The sequence below is a fragment of the Methylacidiphilum kamchatkense Kam1 genome (assembly GCF_007475525.1).
GTDB classification, from domain to species: Bacteria; Verrucomicrobiota; Verrucomicrobiia; order Methylacidiphilales; family Methylacidiphilaceae; genus Methylacidiphilum; species Methylacidiphilum kamchatkense.
Window position 1 is genome coordinate 639,934 of record NZ_CP037899.1, and the last position, 21,050, is coordinate 660,983.

Sequence of the window (21,050 nt, forward strand, 5' to 3'; positions counted from 1 at the left end):
TTTTTATTTTTCTTTTTAAATATTTCAATGTAACTGATTAACACTAATAAAAATATTAAACTGTGATCATTTGGAAAAATATTTTAAAGAACGCCGCTTTCCTTGATGAGGAGAACTTAGAAAAATCCCAGCAATCTCTATCTCTTTATTTTAAACTGAACGGAGTCTGTCCTTCTTTCTATGAAGAGAACCTAGATTATTATATTGATCCATGGCCTCTGGTTCTTTCTGTGGATGATTGGATGGAGATTCGAGTAGGGGTGGAACAGAGGATGTTGGCTTGGCGAAGGTTTTTAAAAGACCTCTACTTTGAAAAATCGATTTTTAAAGATAAAGTCATTCCTTTTGAACCATTTCTTTCTTCCGACCAATATAGGCGTGAATGCGTGGGGTTAGAACCTCCTGGTGGAGAATATCTCTACATTTATTCTTGTGAAGTAGCGAAAGAAGAAAAGGGGAAATGGATTGTATTGAGAGACGAACTGGAACAGCCGCGCAACCTCATGCTTTCAGAAGAAATTAGGAAAGGACTCAAAGAGGCTTTGCCACAGCTATTTGAAGGTTTGGAAATTATGCCTTTAACTGGTTTTCCAGAAAGGATGCTCGAGGCTTTTAGTCAGAATCTATCTGATGATAAAAATTGTCAGATCGCCGTTGTTGCAGCAACGGCTGAGGATTGGGAAGCAGCGATATTGGCTAGAAGGATGGGCATTCCTATGTTTTTACCCTCTGATCTTGTTGTTTTGCAAGGAAAGCTTTATGCGAAAACGCTAAGTGGACTGGAACCGATTAACATTCTTTTTCGAAGACTGCCTGATAGTTTGCTTGATCCAATTGCAACCCGTTGTGGAGCCCAAGAAGGGATAGCTGGGCTTTTCTGGTGTCTGCGTAAAGCAACTCTTAGACTCATCAATGCAGCTGGTTGCGGGATTACTACCGATCCACTCCTTCAATCTTACACTTCGAAAATGATCCGATATTATTTAGGAGAAAAGCCGCTGCTCAACTCTTTGCCTACTTATCCAGCTTATGATCCTGATGTCTTTTCGCTATTTCTGGACAGCTTCCAGAATTATTTCCTAAAAGACCGGAATGGACATAGTGTAGTTTTAGAAAAGCTACTTGGAAAGGATGAAAAGACAATTTCTAGATTAGATTGTAGATCCTTGGTCATTCAAAAAAAGCCTCAGTTAAAAAAATTCCCTTCTTTTTATCGTACTACCCTTTCACATAAACCGACTGCTTTGGTCCTTTTTGGAGTTGTTAAAAATGGACAGCCTGAATTGCTGCCTATTATGTTTGGGAAAGTTATTTCAGATGTTACATTTCAGGAAAATAATCAGTCGCATCTCTATAAAGACGTCTGGCTTTTGCAAGAAAATAACTCTTGGTCTTTTTCAAATGTAAATGCATGTGTCAGTGTTTCTATGAGAAGTCGCATTGCTCCTTTAAGCCGAGTTGCTGAATCGATGTACTGGATGGGACGATATCTGACTAGGAGTATGCAACTCAATCACATGCTACTAACAGTTCGATCCTATGGAGATGAGGCAATGAAAGGAGAGCGTGGAGAAGCTTTTCAGAATCTTTTATCAGAAGTCCTCGGCTATTTTGTAATTCCTTCACATTCTTTTCATTCAGCAGGACCAATAGATTTTTCGATGCTTTTTTCTTCTTTTTTCGCTGGAACAGATTGGTACGATTCAGTGGTCAGCTGTATATCGAGATGTTATGATAATGGAAGAAAAATTCGCGACTCCCTTCCTCCTGAAGTATGGCTTGCCCTCAGCTCACTCTTTTTTAGTCTTCAAACTCAACCTCATGTAAGATCTTCTATTAATTATGATCAAAGATTAAACGAATTTTCTATAGCCTCAGACAGGCTCCTTGCTATCATTAATGAACATCTTCTACGCAACGAGCTTTGGAAGTTTTTTCAGATTGGAACATTTTACGAAAAAGGGAAGTTTAGTCTTCACTTAATTAAACTTTGTACAAAGATCACAGAAAAAAAAGAGGCTTTGTTCCGAGGATTTTTCCTTCAGATTGCCTTGGAATGGATACTGAAGCTTACATCGGCCTTGTATGCTTACAGAAGTCTTTATCATTATCCCTTTTCTCCAAAGAATCTCATCGAACTTCTTCTCTTCGATAGGCAGTTCCCTCGTTCAATCTATTTTTGTTTGAGCCAGATCGAAGCGATGCTGCAATTTACTGAAAGGATTCGAAACATGTCACAAAAACCCCTTTCATTTGTTCGGTATATGGAGGCAAAATTGAAACGATGGGCGGACGAAATTGATTCAAACAAAGAGAAAGACAAAGACAACATTACCCAATTTACACAGTGGATTGAAGAGATAGAAAAGGAATTTTATGAATTTCATTCTCTCCTTTCTGATGAGTATTTGACCCATCAATCGACCTTTGAAAATGTGGTCATGGAGGAAGGAAAATTTGCAACTGATTGATCATCCTCAATGAAATTTTCTATATCCCATACGACTGAATATGTGTACACGGCAGCTGCATTGGAATCATTTTCTGAGTTAAGATGCCATCCACAGAATTGCATACGACAGACAGTTTTAAGCCACGAAATGATCCTTGCGCCTGCAGTGCCTATTTATTTTTATACCGATTATTTTGGTAATAAGACCTCATTTTTTAGTATTCCTTTTAAACATAATCGATTAATCGTTGAGACTAAAAGTATCGTTCTTACGCATCCGTATCCGGATCCCCTTGGAGGCATAAGCCTTAGCGTTAGTGAAGCATTGATTGTTTATGGCTTTGAAAGGTTTGAGCTGTTTGATTTTCTACTTCCATCAAAATATATTCCTTTGCTTCCAGAAACCAAAGAAATCAGCTTAAAGATCTTTCAAAAAGAAAAGCCATTGATTGAGGCATTGCTCGAACTGAACCAATTCATACATAACTTTCTTTCTTATGCACCTGGAACAACTGATATTTCTACCTCTGTATCCGAACTGTTGAAACTGAGAAAAGGAGTGTGTCAGGACTATAGCCATTTGATGATTGCTATCCTTCGCTCTGCGGGTATTCCAGCTCGATATGTTAGTGGATATATTGAGCCAATCAAAGAAGAGTCTTCTGTAAAACAACCAATCGGCGCGGCAACGCATGCTTGGGTCGAAGTCTATCTACCTAACAAGAAATGGGTTGGATTCGATCCCACAAACAATACGGTGGAAGGAGAATATCATATTCAAATAGCTGTTGGAAGAGACTATGATGATGTGGCTCCGCTACGTGGGATCTTCAAAGGGTATCATGGGCAGGAGTTGAAGGTCGCTGTTCAGGTAGAAAGGGTGTGAGAGTAATGTGGAACAATCATTACAGCAGAATTTGTTGTATTCATTTTATGGCAGGAAAAAAAACGAAAAATTGACTGCAAATCGCTTTAATTATTAGAAAATTCCTTGCATTATAGCTAAGACAATGAATTTTTTTTTCTTTTAATTCTATGGATGCTTTTTAGTCGGTTTGAATCATCGATTGTTGCTTCTACCTCTTCTGATCATGCCCAGCCTGCAGATACCTTTCCCAATGCTTCTTTAGAACCAGAAGATCTGATCGAATTTCCAAAATTATCAAAACCTATTCAACTACTCATTACAAAAGCTTTGGCATTGACCCACCAAAACTTGACATACCTTTATGGGTCAGCCGATCCAAAGGAAGGAGGAATGGATTGTTCTGGATTTATTTATTATCTTCTTACCCAAATAGGATTGAAGGATGTTCCGCGAAGTGCTTCTCAAATCTATTCTTGGGTAAGAAAAGAAGGATTATTCAAAGTAGTGTTGAGTAACAACCAAGAAAGTTTTGAATTATCTGAACTGGAGCCAGGCGATCTTCTTTTCTGGATAGGAACTTATCCGACAACCAATGATCCACCCATTACTCACGTCATGATTTATCTTGGTCACGAAAAACAAACAGGAGAACGGGTAATGGTTGGTTCAAGTGATGGACGAACCTATCATGGGAAAAGAAGATGGGGGGTTAGTGTTTTTGATCTTTTTATGAAATTTGCAAATCCTCATTATCATCTGAATAGTTCCACAAAGTTTATTGGCTACGGAAAAATTCCTGGGATAGAAAAATTGGAAGAAAACTAGCATTTATAAAAAAAGGTGAAAGATGGTTATGCAAACTATAAAAAGCCATAGAAAGAGAAAAAATTATCTCATGAGGGTATTATGAAACACAACATTGAATTATGACTATAAAACATTGCGAATTGTCCTATCGTTTTTGTGATCGTGGAAATCCAGAAGTATCTTTTATATATCAAAGCTAACTTATAAGGAAGAGAAGAATGTTTAAAGAAAGAAAAGTTGATGGAAAGAATTAGAGAATCTTAAATGCGAATCATAACTGCCATAAAGTACCACAATATAAACCTTCCAGTTCTCTAGAAATAACCGATTATCATTTTTTGTTTGCAAAGTCATGGAGTATAATTAACCAATATTCATGCCATAAAAGAAGCCATGACTTTCCCCCAATTTTATAAGAGGTATTCTAATTCTAGATAGATGTAAGTAAATGCTAGTGAAAATCTTGCTAATGTTGCCGAAAATCCAATTTAAGAAAAGAACTTCTGAAAATAGAAGTATACGAATAAGAACAATAGAGTCCCTCATTATCTGTGAAATGTAAACGTATAATCAATTCGATTAAATAATATTATTTATTGTTAAGAATATTGCAATAATAGTAAAAACAAAACTAAAAACCAAAATCATAAATGCTTTCTGTTCTAAAGAGGAGAAAGCACCTTAATAAAAAAAATAAAAAATAAGATAATTATTATTTCAGAACGTCTAATGTTCAGATCGTAGAAGATGTGTAAAGTATATTTTAACTTATGTTACGCTTGTTTCTTTACCAAAAGATAAATAATGCATATAAGTATTAGAAATGTAACTTACGGATCCAATAATCTTGTCTGAATTGCTTTTGCAGCAGCCTGGCATCGGTTCGTAACATCAAGTTTTAGAAATATATTTTTTAAATGATATTTTACTGTTGATTCACTAATGTTTAAGATACAGGAAATTTCCCAATTAGTCTTTCCTTCTTTAATCCATTTTAATATCTCTTTTTCTCGATGGGTTAACGTGTCTAAAAAGGTACTCTCTAATCTTTGAATACTTTTTGGCAAACAGCATTTAAGAAAAGACATATGGAGATGATGCATAAGGACTCCTAAGACTATTTCGTGGCGACGATGCCTTTCAATATCCTTATCACAGAAAGAGAATAGAGTAGTTATGCTATTTGCACGTTCAACAACTCCAAAACTCAAGCCTGTTAGAAGCCCTATATCAGAGGCGTCTTTGATGTATTCTTTTCTTAACTTGTCGTGATAGTTTTTAAAAATGACAGTTCTTCTGACTATTCTTCCTTCGTTTTGAAGTGCTGTCTTCACCACGGGATCTATCTTCTGATATTGTAACTTTAGATAAAAGGCAATGAGATCATTTGGAAAGCTATGATTAAATATTTTAAGGATTTTTTCTATTTTTAAATCAGCATTGGTTTTTACTATACCGCAAGCAATCAGCCTAGAAGGTAGAATATTCTGAACTTTCCCAAAGAGATTCCTTAGCTCTTTTTCTTTTTTGATAAATATAGAAGAATTAATGATATCTAAAGTATCCATAAGGTCTTTTTTACTAAGAAAAGAAAAACTTTCCATTATTTAAAAGATGAATAAAATAAGAACATTAAGAATAATTAAGTTATTTTCCCTAATCAAGTGAATAGTTGCATAAAAAAAATTATGTTATTAAATACTAACGCTTATGAAAAAAAATGATCAACTTATTACTACAGAATTAATTAATTTATTTAACAAACTCATCGATTATAACAAAAACGAAAGGATATGGACAGCAATGGAATCTTTGGCAAAAATGCTTGACCAGATTGAATTGAGGATAGCTGAAATAGAAAAGATCGTTGGCATTTCCAAGACAAATTCTAATGAATCGAAGGAAGAGAATCTATAAAATATCCCGGATTATCCACCCTTTACCTCGAACAGTGGTAATGAAATTTTTTAAGGTATTTTTTTCAAGTTTTTTTCTTAACCCACACATATGTACCTGAATCACATTTTGGATCGAGCTAATCTTAGAGGAATTACCCCATATTTGTTCACAAATTTCTTCGGTAGATACAATATTATTTCTTTTTGATAACAATAGGGCCAGCAAAGAAAATTCTTTTGGAGTCAGTTTTATTTCTCTGGTTCCTTTCCAGACTTTAGAATTTTTTAAATCAACGGTGAGGTTCCCAGTTTTCAAGATATGTTTTTCTGGTTTTCTTTTTTTAATGAGTATTTGTAGATGTTCGGCAAGCTCTTCCGGGCTAAAATCTTTTGGAATAAAAACTTCAATGCCTTTTCTTAAAGCAATGATTCTTTTTTGCGCATTTAAATCAATGTCAATTAATAGAATGGGTAGTAGAATGCCTTCGCTCCTTAATTTCTCAACAATTTCTAGATAAGGAAAGTTGGTGGGAGTCTTGGGATCAATAATGGCAGCATCATAAGTTTTAAAAATGAGCTGGATAAAAAATTCGCTTAAATGGTTTACGGTAATTAGTTGGCTATTTAGAAGCTTTGTAGCTTCTTCAACAGATCGAATGTAAGCTTCGTTTGATGTTGCAAGGATAAAGATCATACAAATGCCTTAATAAAAAGAGATTCACTACCATTCTCTTTAAGAGGAAAAGAAAAGAAGATTTTTTTTGTAGCTAACAATGTGACTCTGATTGTTTCCAATACTTGGACTTAAGAAATTGTGTTTTATTAAGATTTTTTTTATTAACTATTTTCATCAATAAATGACAAAACCATTCTTCTCTATCATTTTTAATTCATCTTATCTAAATTTTTTTTATTTTATTTAAAACTATATCCAGGTCAATCCCTATTTTTCACTTAAAAAAACATTAAAAAGCCGTCCTTTTATTTTTTTTAAAGAAAAAGTTATAAAATAGGATCCACCAAATGATGTCGCTCTGATGTACTATTAAGCATATTGAAAAGATTAGATGTTGATAGATTTATAAACAAGCTGTGATAACCAATAAAAAATTTGATCCATACCTATCGTTTGGAGCTTTCTAGGTGAGACTTTTTGCGATCTCAAAGACGATTTTTTCTACCATAGCAGAAAGAATATGGATGGGAGAAATTACCATGGGGTTTTATCCAAAGTTTTGAAATCGAATTGAGCAAAAGAGTAAGCTGATGATTTGAGTATTAATGAACCAATTTCTTTGCTTATTTAGATCAACTCGAACCTCAACCGTATTCGCAATAGTTGATTTCATCAGGATAAGGTGAAGGCGAAAAGCCGTTTGAGAGAAAGTCAATTTTCAGGAGAAGAAAGAGTGTTTTGGATATTTTGCTTTGTATAAAAGTTAAAAATTTGTTAAATGAGGGATCAAAAATCAAGGAAATATAGGTTCTTGGCAACAAGCAATTTTTCGATGGACATCTCTGAAGGAAATATTAAAAAAGAAACGTTTTATTTAGTTCTATTTTTTGCTGATGTTTAAAAATTATTGAAACAGCTACTAGAAGTTTTGTTTTAATCCTTCGAGCATTTATGAGGAGATGGTCAATTGTAATTTTTTTCCTTTGCTCTTTCTTTGCTTTGCAGTTGTCGGAGCTCTTAGCTTTAAGAGCGGCTAAAACCCCTTTTGCTACTCCAAGGCTTTTGAGGTTTCTGGATCAGTTCCCTGAAGGCGAGCAGATTTTTATTCGCAGTTATTTAGCTTTTGATTGTACCCATGATTATATTGGAACAACCAGTGTGGATGGAGAGGATTTTTATTTCATATCTGAAGATGGAAATGAAAGAAAAGGAGTGCTACTATTTTCGAATAAAAATTCGAAAATACAATTCGTTCATTATTGTTCTTTTTGTGCTGTTTATCGAGATCTTCCAAAGATTGGTTTAAGTTCTCAAGAAGTAGGCTGTATTGCTTCATTTTGGGCAAAAAGGGAATTAGCTGAAAAAGGCGAGGAACAATTACGAGCCGAAGCTTTGGCCTTAAAAAATAAGATTTATCCCCTACAAAAAGAGGCATACGAAAAATTAGGGATTTTGCCTTAAAGCTTTCCATTGGACTAAATCGTCTTAATGGAATATCATTGATCTTTTCCATAAGTCCCTTAGTTACGCGGCTTAGCTAAGAACCGAAAAACTGCTACAGAATAGTGATTAAGGAAGCCATGAAGGTAGCACAGCCATGATGACATCTGCTCACAAGAATTGCCCTTCATTCGAACAATAAAGACAAAGTCTCCTTTGCCCTTGGCTATGGAAAATCCTCCTCTTTGCATAACAAAGTGGGGAGGAGAAAAGCTTAAAAGAGTAGATGGAATTTCATGATCAACGCATTGGCGTATTTTTTTTCTATTGTTGGGGAATTCAATCCAATTTGATAACCAAACCCATAGTAGACTTTCCAATCATCTTTGAACGCAAAACGGCCAATCAACACCTCCGGGACCACAAAAAGTCCTGGGGCATTTATAAAATAGAGCTGATCGAAGGAAGATTGAGAGGTGATTTCTACTGTTGGAGTAACATATCCGATTCGATATTGGAAGGCGACATTATAGAAATAGGGCAGTGCTGAATGAGTGTTATTCCCATCAGTCCATCGAGTCCCAAAGTTCAATTGCATAGAAAAATTACCCCATCCTTTGCCAAAAAGAAGGGTAGGGGCCCAAGTCCAGTGGTTTTGAGGGCCGGGAATCGTAGTGCCAAGCGGAGAAACAGCTTGTAATTGTACAGAAAAACAATAATTTTTTTGACCTTCAGGAGAAGCCATGATTCGGTTCCTAACAAGAAAAGTTTCTCCTGCAAAGCCGTCATTTCTTCCTTGGCCAGGAAAAAATAAGTATTCTGGTAGAGAAAAAGTAAATTGGATGGTTGGCCCAACAATCAGAGATACACCTTTGCCTGAACCAAAATCCCATCCTTTATTGCCGGTTGGGAGAGTTTCATAATAAACATCATAGCGGATTCTCTGCTCGAGCCTTGCAGTTGAAGTAACAAGAGGAGTAAGCCATTTGGGCTGTCTATCTCGTGTTTCTGCGGCCATTTTTCTCCATTTGCCAAGCCATCCTTTCCCTGGGTCCTGCGAATTCATTGTTTCAACTAGATCTTGCGCAGCGACTTCTTCCCCAGGCCAAAAAACTGTGTCGGCTTTAGCGAAATTCGATAAAGCAAACAAAAGCAAAATAAAAAGAAAAGTACGGATAACCATTAGCTGTATCCGGATGCATTCATTGGAGAAAAAAGTACTTTGGTGTATAAATAAAAGCAAAGGGAATGCCAGTTTTTATCGTTTTTATCTTTTTTTTGGCTTGATTAAAGAAGAGCTAAAACGGAAGTTTAGATATTTGCTTTTCCTTGCATCAATTGCTGCAAGTGACGATCACAAAGAATATGGAAAAGACGACTCAATAAAAGCATGAGCGGTTCTGTTGAAGATATCTTCAACAGACGGTCTTGTGGAAGTTCCATAGGCTCTTCATAAAGGCTATCTATTAGAGTGAGATCTTCTAGACGTGCATCAGAAATAGAAGGATAGAGTGTTCGTTCTGCAAGCCTTTTTTCCCTTGTAGGTAAGTCCGCTTGCACTTCTATAAATAAAGAGTTGTAACCTTTTGAATGCAATGCATCCAAAAGCAATGCTCTTTGTTCTATTCGTCCAAAGGTAGCATCGAGTACGACTCCTTTGTTTTGACTGAGTTCAATAAGTCCGCTATGGATCAATCGTTCGTAGGTTTTAGAGGTTATTTCTTCTGAGTATAATTTTTCTCGAATTGATCCTTCAGGTCTTGTATAAATGTCTAGGCCTAGCATCTCTTTACGGATCCTGTCAGAAGAAAAAAGTTTCCAGTCAAGCTCCTCTGCAAGGCTTTGCGCCAAATAGCTTTTCCCTGTCGCTATTTTTCCCATAACCACCAAAAGAATAGGCTTAGACCCGATCGCAGCGTACTGTAAAGAAAGGCGGAAATATTTTTTAGCCCTTTCAATATGCTCTTTTTTCTTCGCTGGATCAACGAGCGGATCTTGAGCAGTCATTCCTTCGACTTTCCCTCTGACGTAAGCACGGTAGGACTTGTAAAAATCAAGCAGTTTTTTTAGGCCTAAATCCTTTAATTCTTGCCCCATACGGTCTGAAAAGAAAAAAGACAAATCTGGTCGGCCATTATAATCAAGATCCATAGCTAAGAAGGCAATGTCAGAGGCAATGTCTATGAACCGGAATCTTTCATTGAACTCAATCCGATCGACAATACAGATATTTTTAGGTTGCAAATGAATATGTTCAAGATGCAAGTCTCCATGACAATTTTTGATCCAACCTTGCTGTACTCGCTCTTCAAAAAGGTCAGGATACAGTTCATAAAAACGGTTTGTAAAATAGCGGATCGACTCAAAGGCGATTCGGCTGACGGTTATATCGATGACCGATTGGGTCTGCTCAAAGTTTTCATCGGTATTTTTTTTAATTTTCTCGATGGTACCCCATGAAGCAATATCCGCTCCCCCGTCGGTTTCTTTATAGAACTGGCACAGCTTTGAGACAATCCTATCAATATCCGCTAGTTGCACGCAATTCCTACGGAGTAATCTTTTGAAAAAATAACGATGCGGGAGCATACGCATTTGTACTGCATATTCGACGGCAGTGCCTGGGCCATCAAAAGACAAGAAACCCGAAGAATTTCTGAAAATAGGAATGACTCCTAAGTATGCATCAGGACAGAGGAGCCTATTTAACTGAATTTCTTGTTGGCAAAAAAAACGTCTTTTTTCGAGAGTAGAAAAATCAAGAAATCCAAAATTCACTGGTTTTTTTATTTTGTAAACAAAAGGAGGAACGATAAAAACATAGGATGCATGGGTTTGAACAAAGCGAATATGTTTAGGCTTATGGGGATAGGAATGTTTGGTTAACAGAAACTTTAAGAGTTCTTCTTGAGATGGAAGATCGTCCTTTGTTTTTTTGTCGTTATTCATATGTGTTTTTTTTTACATTTCAGGATATATATCTTTTTGATTCATCGGTAGTTGTTGGGATGATTTTTTTCTTAAGAACCCTTTCCAAAGAGGATATAAAAGGAAAGCGAAAAAGGAAAGGCAAAAGACTACTGAGGGATTGAACAAGATTTAGTGCTCTGAGTTTTGTTGGAGAGAACGCATTATAATAATAAAGCTTTAAGGATTGTCGGAATATGTTTGTTAGAATTGGTGTGGATATAGGAGGCACTTTTACAGATTTTGTGGTTTATGATGGGGGTTCTATTCAAAGGTTAAAACGGCGGTCGACCAGTGTGCGACCTGAAGAAGGATTAATTGAAGGAATCAAAGAACTGCTTAACTCTTTTGATCGTCTGAGTGCTTTTGAAATTGTCCATGGTACAACTGTTGGAACCAATGCTATTCTTGAGGGCAAAGGTGCGAAGACAGCTCTTTTTACTACCAAAGGCTTTGAGGATGTCCTTGAGATTGGTAGGCAGAACCGGCGTAGCCTCTATAAACTTGGGCCATCTAAAGTCCCTTGTCTTATTCCACGACACCTCCGCTTTGGGGTTCCTGAAAGAGTCACAAAAGAAGGAGAAGTAATAGAGGCTATCGATCTTTCCGCTGTGGACACTCTGATAGACAAATTAAAAGAGGAGCAAGTAGAAAGCGTGGCTGTCTCTTTCCTGTTCTCTTTTGCTAATCCCATCCACGAAAAGAAGATTGGGTTATTCCTAAGGCAGAAAGGCTATCAGGTAAGCTTGTCGCATGAAATTCTTTCTGAATATAGGGAATATGAAAGAACGTCGACGACAGTCCTCAATGCTATGATTGGTCCTGTAATTTCAAGATATCTCGAAGGGGCTTTGAAATCTCTTTATCAATGGATTGCCTCTCGTTTTGGACATCGGCTTCTTTCTCATTGTCGAAGAAAGTCTTTTTTCAGAATAATGCAATCTAACGGTGGCATATTATCGGTGGATGGGATCAGAAAAAAACCACTTTTGACGATCTTATCCGGACCAGCTGGAGGGGTGTGTGCAGCAGCAGCTGTGGCTCGCAGTTGTGGTTTAGAACGAGTGGTAACACTTGATATGGGAGGCACATCAACTGATGTCAGTTTTTTCGTGGGTGAAGAGATGGATAGAACGACAGAAGGTGAAATTGGGGGATATGCCTTTGGCAGTTCTATCCTCTCGATAAAATCGATTGCAGCGGGGGGTGGGTCGATCGTTCGGGTTGATGCGGGAGGAGCTTTGCGGGTAGGTCCTCAGAGTGCCGGTTCCGATCCAGGGCCGATTTGCTATGGGAAAGGAGAATGTTTAACGGTGACGGATGCGCATCTTATTTTAGGCAGATTACTGGATACGTTTTTTTTGGGTGGGCAGTTACGATTGGATCGACAAAGGACTTGGCAACTTTTTGAGCAATTTTGCCAACAGAAAATGGCCGAGTATATCCAAAAGGAAGGGGGAATCGAAAAAGGAGTCATAGGACTTGCTCAGGGAATATTGGATATAACTAATTTACAAATGGCTAAAGCTATCGAGCTTATGACTGTTTCTAAGGGACTAGATCCAAGAGATTTTTCTTTAATGGTTTATGGTGGAGCTGGTGGACTACATGGTTGTGACTTAGCGGAAGCTCTTGGGATTCCACTTATTGTGGTGCCAAGAGATCCAGGGTTATTTTGTTCATTGGGCGTGTTATTATCTGATGTTGTCAAAGATTATTCTTTTAGTTGTATCAGATCCTTGGAAGCATTTGAGGAGGAAGAGATCGAATCTTTTTTTAGAAAATTAGAAAGAGAAGCTAAGAAAGATCTAGAAGAAGAGGGAATACCAAGTTCTAGACAACTATTTAGCAGATATATTGATTTGAGGTATAAGGGCCAATCTTTTGAGATTAGCCTTCCTTACAGTACGAGATTGGAAAGAGAATTTCACCAAAAGCATGAGGAAAGGTTTGGCTATTGTGACTGGTCAAGAACAATAGAAACGGTGACTTTTCGGTTAAAAGCGGTGGGCGTTATTGATAAGATGACCTTTCCGAGATATCCAATCTTAGGAGAAACCCCTCGTCCTGAAGCTCTGATTGGGACAATGCCAGTTTATTTTCAAAAAAAGCAGTGGCCCACTTCCTTTTATCTAAGGGAAAAGCTAGAGGGAGGAAACCGGATAGTCGGTCCTGCAATTATTGTTGAATATAGTGCAACCTCAGTTGTGAACCCTGGCTTTGAAGCCACTGTCGACTGTTATGGAAATCTTTTTATCTCCAAGAGGACTTGATCGGTTTTGACTCTGTTTTTTTATTTCAGGAGGATTATGGATCCGATTGAATTAGAGATATTTAAGTCTCTTTTTATTTATGTTGCCGAAGAAATGGGCGTAACCCTGCGAAGGACTGCCTTTTCTCCAAACATTAAAGAAAGGCGGGACTATTCCTGCGCTATCTATAATGAAGAAGGCTTACTTGTGGCTCAAGGCGACCATATGCCTGTGCATTTAGGTTCTATGCCGATGGCGGTTCGTAGGGTTGTTCGTTCGATTCCCATGAAAAAGGGGGACGTGGTAATTCTCAACGATCCTTTCGAGGGGGGAACGCATCTTCCGGACATTACCATGATAACGGCCGTTTTTCTTGACAATGCTGATGGGACTCCCTTTTTTTATGTGGCTTCTCGAGCCCATCATTCAGATATTGGCGGCATAGCTCCAGGCTCGATGGCCTTAACTCGAGAAATATACCAGGAGGGGTTGCGTATTCCTGCCGTAAAACTAGTTGAAGAGGGAAAATGGAACGAGCCACTATTAAATCTTATCCTTTCGAATGTTCGCACTCCTTCCGAACGCGAAGGCGATTTGACAGCCCAATTATCAGCAAATCGAGTGGGTGAAAAAAGGCTCTTGGAGATGGTCCGCAAATATGGGAAAGAAAAGATAGCCGAGGCTATGAGCGCTTTAATTGATTACACAGCAAATATGGTGCAAAAGAGGCTAGAGCAAATACCTGATGGAACCTACAAAGCTTTGGATTTCTTAGATGATGATGGGATTTCTCCAGATCCAATTCCTATACAAGTGGCAATTCAAAAGAAAGGCAAGAGTGTTTTAATTGATTTCAACGGCTCATCTCATCAGGTCGAAGGGAACCTCAACGCCGTCTTTTCCATTACTCATTCGGCTGTTGCTTATGTCTTGCGCGCCCTTTTGCCTGAAGAAGTACCTGCTAATGCGGGAATATTATCTTCCGTGCAGCTGATTGCTCCTTCGGGAACTGTAGTGAACGCCATCTATCCGGCTTCTGTGGCTGGAGGCAATGTTGAAACCTCACAAAGGATCGTCGATGTGCTTCTAAAAGCTTTGCATCAAGCTATCCCGGAGTTGATTCCAGCGGCTAGCAGTGGAACAATGAATAATCTTAGTTTTGGAGGCCTCCATTATGAGAGTGCAGAGTCTTTTACCTATTATGAAACCATTGGCGGTGGGATGGGAGGTGGACCTTTAGGTGATGGGGACAGTGCAGTCCAGACGCATATGACTAACTCTTTAAATACTCCCATTGAAGCGATGGAATATAATTTGCCTATCCGAGTGAAAAGATATGCCATTAGAGCGGGGTCAGGTGGCAAGGGAGAAAAAAAAGGAGGGGATGGGATCATTCGGGAAATAGAATTTCTGCAACCAATGACTGTTTCGATTCTTTCGGATAGAAGAAAATTTGCTCCGTATGGTCTTTTGGGTGGGGAAGATGGTAAACCTGGAGAAAATATTTTAATCAGTCAGGGTCAGGAAATTCGGTTGCCCTCAAAAAAAGTGTTTAGCGTCCAAAAAGGAGATTGTTTAAGAATTGAAACACCAGGTGGTGGTGGCTGGGGAATGAAGAAATAGGTTGTTCATAACAAAAATTAGGCGAATGCAGGGTAGGAAAGAAAAAAATCTTATTCGTTTTAGTTTGCTTTTTAATCGAAAACAAGCACTCTGGTGTGAAGAGGGGTGTTTGTAAAAAGTTTTGCAGCAAAATCCATAGGTAATCGGATGCATCCATGAGAAATAGGTCTGCCTGTGGTGGGTCCACCGTGGATGCCGATGCCACTCTTTGTCAAGCGGAGGAAGTAGGGCATTGGGGCTCCTCGAAAATGCCATTTTTTTGAAATTCTTTCTTTAGAACTGCCTGGCTTTAGGATGTTCCCGTAACGGTCGACAATATAGCCATAAAGGTTTGAATAATGAATTTTTTCTTTTTCTATAATCTGGTATTCTCCAGCTGGGGTAGAAAAATTTTCTTTTCCTGAAGAAATAATCGATGTGCCAACGAGTTTCCCATTGGTACCATAGGCATAGATTTTTTGTTCCGATAAGCTAACAATTATTTCTGAAATCTGAACCTCCGTTTGGCTTCTAATCCATTGATAATTTTTCTCTCTTTCAGCCATTACTCCATGTGTCAGGAAAAAAAGGAAAAAAATAAGACAACAAGGAGCCAAAAACGGCAGTCTTTTCTTTAGCAACAAAAGGATCCTTCTTTTAATTTCCTAAATGATATGTTTTTTTTGCAGTTATTTTTTTTCAAGGAATTCTTGCTCTTTAAGTATCGGATGAATTTGTTTTTTTTCTTTTCGATATTCCAGATAAAAATACAAAAGAGGTAGCAGTAAAAGAGTTAGGAAGGTCGAGGAACCAATCCCTCCAATGACAACAATGGCAAGAGGTTTTTGAACTTCAGCTCCAGCTCCCTTAGAAAGTGCCATTGGGATGAAACCAAGGCTTGCAACTGCTGCAGTGGTAAGGATCGGTCGAAATCTTAAGTCACAGCTTCTTTCAATCGCTTCTTTTAGTTCATATCCTTCCTGTCGTAGCTGGTTGATAAAGGTGACGAGGATCAAAGAGGCCAAAACAGATATACCTGAAAGAGCGATCATACCAATGGCTGCAGAAATACTAAAAGGAATATGCAAAAAGAAAAGAGATAGTATGCCACCGGTGGCTGCAAAAGGGACACTAGAAATGACAAGAAGACTCTGTTTGAAATTTTTCAGGGCGATATACGATAAAAAGAAGATAAGCAACAGGCAAGAGGGTACAATAACAAAGAGTCTCTGCCTTGCTTTTATTAAATTTTGATACTGACCAGCATACTCGACGTAATATCCCTTAGGGGGATGAATCTGTTTTTCAACTTTTTTTCTGATTTCCTCAACATACCCTTCGATATCATTCTTTGTGAAACTGACCATGACAGCACGATATCGAACACCGTTTTCTCTGAAAATCGATCGTGGCCTTTTATAAATTTGGTAGTGGCAGATAGAGGAAAGTGGCATGACACCGCCAGTCACCGATTTAATTGGCAGATTAAGGATTTCATCTGGATTTTCTCTAAGCTGTTCTGGAAGTCGGATAGTAATAGGAAATCGCTTTTCTCCGTCGATCATGAGACCTACAGGATTTCCAGCCATCGCCGAATATATTGCCGAATTCATTTCGCTGGCCTCGATATTATATTTGGCCATCAACTCTCGATCAGGAATGAATTCTAGAGAAGGAGCATCTCCTTCGGCTTGAATTTGGGTTTCAAGAGTTCCAGGGATAGATTTGACAATTGCTTCAGTTTGCTTGGCTAAATTAGTCAAAATATCGTAATCTTCTCCAAACCATTTGATTGAAAGATCCGTTCGGACGCCTTCGAGCATTTCATTGAATCGTGTTTCAATCGGTTGGGAAAAAAGGATTTTTTGTCCAGGGACGCGGTAGGAAATTTCTTTATTTATCAACTCAATAAGCTCTTCTTTGGAAATCGGTTTTCCGTTTTTCTTTCTCCACATATCTTTGGGTTTTAACATCAAGTAGATGTCATTTTCGTTTGGAGGCATAGGATCGGTAGCAATTTCTGAAGTGCCTACTCTAGAAAAGATGCATTTGATTTCAGGGAATTTTTCTAAAAGCATCTTTTCAGTCTTTTTTTCCATGGCTACCGAGGAAGGCAGATCACTGGACCAGGCTCTATAGATCATGGCGGCAATAGATCCTTCGTCCAGTCTTGGGATGAATTCAGTTCCTAGCCGACCGAAGGCCAAAAAGGCAGCAGCTATTAAGAGCAGAGCAGCAGGAAGAACTATCCATTTGCCAGAAGCTAGTGTCCAATGCAAAACCAAAAGATAGGCTTTTTTAAGCACAGAGACCACAAAAGTTTCTTTCATTTCCTTTTGAGCTTTTAAACCAAGTACGGCTACGGTTGGGACATAGGTTAAACTCAGCAGGAGAGAGCCAGAAAGAATGAAAATGACAGTTATCGCCATGGGTCTAAAGGTCTTCCCTTCGATTCCAGAGAGGGTGAGAATAGGTAGATAGACGACTGTAATAATTAGAATCCCAAAGAAGACAGAACCGATTACCTGCAAAGTAGCATCGAATATTTCTTTTCTTTTTTCTTCTGGACTAATAGGTCGAGCAAGTAAAGCCTCTTTTACAGAGAGCCTTCGAAGAACATTTTCTGTAACGACGACGGCACCATCAACGATCAATCCAAAATCAATGGCCCCTAAGCTCATAAGGTTTCCAGAAAGCCCCAACCAACACATAATAGTAATGGCGAAAAGGAAGGACATAGGAATGACCGAGGCAATAAGTAATGAACTTCTCCAGTTACCCAGTAAAACAAAGATGATGGCAGTGACTAGTAGGGCTCCCTCCATCAAGTTGTGAGTTACTGTTCGGATTGTTGCATTAACTACATCTGCCCTGTTATAAACCGGAATGATTTCGAAGGAAGGGGGAATCCTTTGCTGGATAAGTTCCAACTGCTTGCTGACTCTCTCAGAAACAGTCCGACTATTTTCTTTAATAAGCATCATCACCGTTCCGAGAACAGCTTCGGCACCATTGTAAGTTGCAGCTCCTACTCGTATGTTGCCTCCCACTTCTACCTTAGCTACATCCCTCACTAATACTGGCCGTGATCCTCCGGCGTATTTAATCGGGATTATCGCAATTTCATCCAGAGTATTCACCCTGCCCAAAGACCTTACTGTAAGCTGTTCGCCAGCTTTATCGATGACTCCTCCACCGGCAATCTCCGTATTTTGGCCAACAATATGCCCAAATTCACCAATCGTAAGTCCCACATTAGTCAGCCGACTAGGATCAGGTTCTACGAGTATCAGCTTTTGATAGCCTCCGCTCGTATTTACATCGGCTACGCCTGCTACTCTTCTAAGCATTGGCCTAATTGTGTATTCCTGGAGCAGTCGTAGTTCTATCAATTGAAGCAGTTCTGAAGAAGGCTTATCTGCACCCTCTTTATAGCGGATAATATAATTGAAAATTTCGCCCAATCCTGTGGCTATGGGTGCCATGGTTGGGGTAATATTAGGTGGAATCTTCGAGCTGGCCACCAGTAGCCTTTCGCCTACAAGTTGCCTGCTACGATAAATATCAGTGCCGTCTCTGAAGATTAATGTCACTTGAGAAAGACCGAATTTGCTTAAAGAACGGATCGTTTCTAGTCCTGGGATTCCTCCCATTTCGATTTCTATTGGGAATGTGATTAGTTTTTCTACTTCTTCAGGGGCAAATGCGGGAACATAGGTATTAATTTGGACTTGAACATTCGATAAATCTGGAACAGCATCAATAGGCAGATGGAAAAAAGACCATAGTCCGACGATAAATAGAACAATGGCTAAGCCAAGGACAATTTCTTTCTTTTCGATGGACAAAAATATGATCTTTCTTGTCATAACTTTTCTTTAGTAGGTGGAAGGTCCTCCGGATTGAGACAGAGACAGTTCAAGTAACCAGAGCTGTTTGGCCCCGTGTGTCACGACCTTTTGTCCTTTTTCGATCCCTTTTTTTATGGCGGCTATTCCTTGACTGACAAAGGCGACTTCAACCGGTTTGCGTAGATACCTGCCATGACCTAAAAAAAGATAGGAAAAGCAGCCACTGGCGGTGTATAAAACTGCGGATTCAGGAACAGTTACCCAAGTTGCAACCAGCCCCAAGGAAGTTTCGAAGTTTATCCAATCGCCCGCTTGAAGACTCTGTTTAGGATCAGCGATCTGTAAAATAAGTTCAGCTTTCCCAATGACTGGAATGAGCTCTTTGTCTATAAAAAAAATCTTTCCCTCATAGGTAGCCTCTGAGTTTCCCTGTTTGGACTTAACAAGCACGCGTTGGCCAACGTTAAGTTTTTCAGAATCTTTAGCATCAATAAAAGAAGTAGAATAGGCAAAACCTTCTTTCTGACCACTCTGCTCGGAAGTTTTTTCCCATGAGGCTCTGTAAACTTGACTTTCTCCAAAGTAGAGGGGAGCAATTTCTTTTTCGACCGCTGCCTCTATTTGAATTCCCATTTCTTTTTCTGTGATTTCACCAAGGAAAAGTCCTTTACCAGGAATGAATTGCGGTGGAGAGGAGGGGTCCAGTCGGGGCAGCGATTCTTCAAAAACAATTTCTGGAGCTGAAGTTCCAGTGGAGTTCTCCGTAACTTGTCCATAAAGGGAAGGATAAAAAAGAAAGTCAACCAAGCCATGAGAACAAAAGAGAAAATAAAAAAAGAGGTAAATCCTGGAAACTTTATTAGGAAGGGGCACAATAAATAACAGAAGTGCATTGCAGTCAGTAGTATTTATCTTTTTAATGTTATTTTGACCATTCTCCACCAGTAAGGGTTTGTAGGTCATAGAAAGCAACCGCTGCATCGATCTGTGCGGTTCTTAAAGTAAGCGCACTGAAGATATATTGTCTTTGCATTTCCAGGAATGTTTGCACAGGCAGTGCTCCGACCCGGTACTGTCTTTCGGCAAGATGGACGGCCGAACGAAGTTCTTCCAAAAGGGATAGTGGCTGTTTAGCTAATAAGCTTGTTGCTTGTTTATATACTTCTAATCTGGAGTTGATCGCACTTTGAACCATTCTCCAAGTTGAAGCGAGCATGGAAATCGCCTGCTCTTTTCTTGCTTCAGAGGTAAGAATATTTCCACGGTTCTGATTCCAAAGAGGAACACCACTAGTAAAAATCACTCCTGGACCAATATTGTTGTTTGTCCCTTTTTCCTGAATGAAATAAGGACCAAGACCAAAATCTGGCATATTCGCCAGCTTTGCCGAATCGATTACTTTCCCAGCTCGTTCGATTTCCACCACTCGCATTTTGATGAAATTGTTTTGTTTGCTTGCCAAATCAAGAAGCTTTTTTAGATCAGGAACAGTAGGCCATTGGACAGGTGGTAAAATATTTTGAGGAAGAGGATGCTCTGGAGGATAGCCAAGAATAGCATTAAGTTGAGCAAACACTGTTTTTTTTAATTGTTCCTGCTCACTGTACATTCTCTGAAAATCAACTAAACTTCCCTGGATTATCCTTAGATCTAGCAGCCCCTGGATCCCGATTTTTGGGCGCTTTGCTAAAAAATCGATTAGTTCTTTGCTTTGGTTGACAATTTCTTGTGTTGCTTTGGCATTCACTTCGGCGACAGCCAGCTGATAAGCCAGGCTTGCCACTTGCGCTCTTAAGCTTAACTTAAATTGATTTAACCAAAGCCTTGCTAATTCTCCATCTTTGTCTGAAATGGCTTTAAGAATGTCCATTTTACCAGGGAAGAAAAAGGGCTGAACGATTTCGTATTCCTGGTAAAAACCTGTTGCCCCGCCTGCTTTTTCTCCCTGGCCTGGGGAGCTAAACCATGGGCCTGCATAACCAACAATTTCTGGATAGGGTAAAATTTTTGCTTGGATCGATTGCCCTTTAGCTGCTTCGATCCCTGCTTCATAATAAAGTATTTCTGGATTCCTCCGGTAGGCTTCTTCTATGAGATTCTGAATCGTAATGGAAAAGTTAAACTTATCCGATTGACCTTTCAAAGAAGGAGGAAGACAAAAAAAACAGAGACAGAAGACCAGGAGTTCAAGAAGGAAAAAAGGGTAAGAAGGCTTAATTTTGGGTTGTGTTTTCATT

General features: G+C 38.8%; 15 protein-coding genes. 7 read left to right on the top strand and 8 right to left on the bottom strand.

What is annotated here, in order from left to right; genetic code table 11:
• The first annotated feature begins 62 nt into the window (after positions 1 to 62).
• The 3 genes from kam1_RS03005 (at position 63) to kam1_RS03015 (ending at position 4,145) form a co-directional block, all read left to right on the top strand.
• Entirely contained in the window at positions 63 to 2,471 is a 2,409-nt protein-coding gene (locus kam1_RS03005) for a circularly permuted type 2 ATP-grasp protein (RefSeq protein WP_235277025.1), read from the top strand.
• Positions 2,472 to 2,480: 9 nt separating this feature from the next.
• Positions 2,481 to 3,338: a transglutaminase family protein gene (locus kam1_RS03010; protein ID WP_039721175.1), complete on the top strand. Its 858-nt coding sequence runs from the start codon at positions 2,481 to 2,483 to the stop codon at positions 3,336 to 3,338.
• Between the two features lie 153 nt (positions 3,339 to 3,491).
• Positions 3,492 to 4,145 carry a C40 family peptidase gene (locus kam1_RS03015; protein WP_039721174.1) on the top strand — a complete coding sequence of 218 codons (654 nt, stop codon included), beginning with the start codon at positions 3,492 to 3,494 and terminating at the stop codon, positions 4,143 to 4,145.
• Between the two features lie 812 nt (positions 4,146 to 4,957).
• Here kam1_RS03015 and kam1_RS03020 read toward each other — a convergent pair.
• On the bottom strand, positions 4,958 to 5,695 hold the full coding sequence (locus kam1_RS03020; protein WP_235277023.1) for a helix-turn-helix transcriptional regulator: 738 nt from the start codon (positions 5,693 to 5,695) through the stop codon (positions 4,958 to 4,960).
• 142 nt (positions 5,696 to 5,837) lie between these two features.
• On the opposite strand from kam1_RS03020, the gene kam1_RS03025 reads away from it, so the two are divergent.
• The gene (locus tag kam1_RS03025) at positions 5,838 to 6,044 is read left to right on the top strand and encodes a hypothetical protein (protein WP_039721172.1); all 207 of its coding nucleotides are present in this window, start codon (positions 5,838 to 5,840) and stop codon (positions 6,042 to 6,044) included.
• Here the strand turns inward: kam1_RS03025 and kam1_RS03030 are convergent.
• Complete coding sequence (locus tag kam1_RS03030) at positions 6,039 to 6,719, bottom strand: response regulator transcription factor (RefSeq protein ID WP_143958236.1); 681 nt, start codon at positions 6,717 to 6,719, stop codon at positions 6,039 to 6,041. The genes kam1_RS03025 and kam1_RS03030 overlap by 6 nt on opposite strands.
• A 987-nt stretch (positions 6,720 to 7,706) precedes the next feature.
• Here kam1_RS03030 and kam1_RS03035 point away from each other — a divergent pair.
• Positions 7,707 to 8,162 carry a hypothetical protein gene (locus kam1_RS03035; RefSeq protein ID WP_244946147.1) on the top strand — a complete coding sequence of 152 codons (456 nt, stop codon included), beginning with the start codon at positions 7,707 to 7,709 and terminating at the stop codon, positions 8,160 to 8,162.
• A gap of 253 nt (positions 8,163 to 8,415) precedes the next feature.
• Here the strand turns inward: kam1_RS03035 and kam1_RS03040 are convergent, their stop codons facing one another.
• Both kam1_RS03040 and kam1_RS03045 read right to left on the bottom strand, forming a co-directional pair.
• Positions 8,416 to 9,324, bottom strand: a complete 909-nt coding sequence (locus kam1_RS03040) for a hypothetical protein (RefSeq protein ID WP_039721170.1) — start codon at positions 9,322 to 9,324, stop codon at positions 8,416 to 8,418.
• A 128-nt stretch (positions 9,325 to 9,452) separates the two neighbouring features.
• Complete coding sequence (locus tag kam1_RS03045; RefSeq protein ID WP_039721169.1) at positions 9,453 to 11,090, bottom strand: bifunctional aminoglycoside phosphotransferase/ATP-binding protein; 1,638 nt, start codon at positions 11,088 to 11,090, stop codon at positions 9,453 to 9,455.
• Positions 11,091 to 11,305: 215 nt separating this feature from the next.
• On the opposite strand from kam1_RS03045, the gene kam1_RS03050 reads away from it, so the two are divergent.
• Together kam1_RS03050 and kam1_RS03055 are read left to right on the top strand one after the other, a co-directional pair.
• Positions 11,306 to 13,381, top strand: a complete 2,076-nt coding sequence (locus kam1_RS03050; RefSeq protein ID WP_039721168.1) for a hydantoinase/oxoprolinase family protein — start codon at positions 11,306 to 11,308, stop codon at positions 13,379 to 13,381.
• A 36-nt stretch (positions 13,382 to 13,417) separates the two neighbouring features.
• Positions 13,418 to 14,983 (top strand): hydantoinase B/oxoprolinase family protein, encoded by a 1,566-nt coding sequence (locus tag kam1_RS03055; protein WP_143958237.1) that lies wholly within the window; start codon positions 13,418 to 13,420, stop codon positions 14,981 to 14,983.
• Between the two features lie 71 nt (positions 14,984 to 15,054).
• Here kam1_RS03055 and kam1_RS03060 read toward each other — a convergent pair whose 3' ends face one another.
• The 4 genes from kam1_RS03060 to kam1_RS03075 form a co-directional block, all read right to left on the bottom strand.
• The gene (locus kam1_RS03060; RefSeq protein ID WP_143958238.1) at positions 15,055 to 15,528 is read right to left on the bottom strand and encodes a L,D-transpeptidase family protein; all 474 of its coding nucleotides are present in this window, start codon (positions 15,526 to 15,528) and stop codon (positions 15,055 to 15,057) included.
• Between the two features lie 123 nt (positions 15,529 to 15,651).
• On the bottom strand, positions 15,652 to 18,831 hold the full coding sequence (locus kam1_RS03065; RefSeq protein ID WP_039721167.1) for an efflux RND transporter permease subunit: 3,180 nt from the start codon (positions 18,829 to 18,831) through the stop codon (positions 15,652 to 15,654).
• 9 nt (positions 18,832 to 18,840) lie between these two features.
• Complete coding sequence (locus tag kam1_RS03070; RefSeq protein ID WP_172616752.1) at positions 18,841 to 19,776, bottom strand: efflux RND transporter periplasmic adaptor subunit; 936 nt, start codon at positions 19,774 to 19,776, stop codon at positions 18,841 to 18,843.
• The gene (locus tag kam1_RS03075; RefSeq protein WP_143958240.1) at positions 19,736 to 21,049 is read right to left on the bottom strand and encodes a TolC family protein; all 1,314 of its coding nucleotides are present in this window, start codon (positions 21,047 to 21,049) and stop codon (positions 19,736 to 19,738) included. The genes kam1_RS03070 and kam1_RS03075 overlap by 41 nt, the downstream gene beginning before the upstream one ends.
• Position 21,050: the final 1 nt, after the last annotated feature.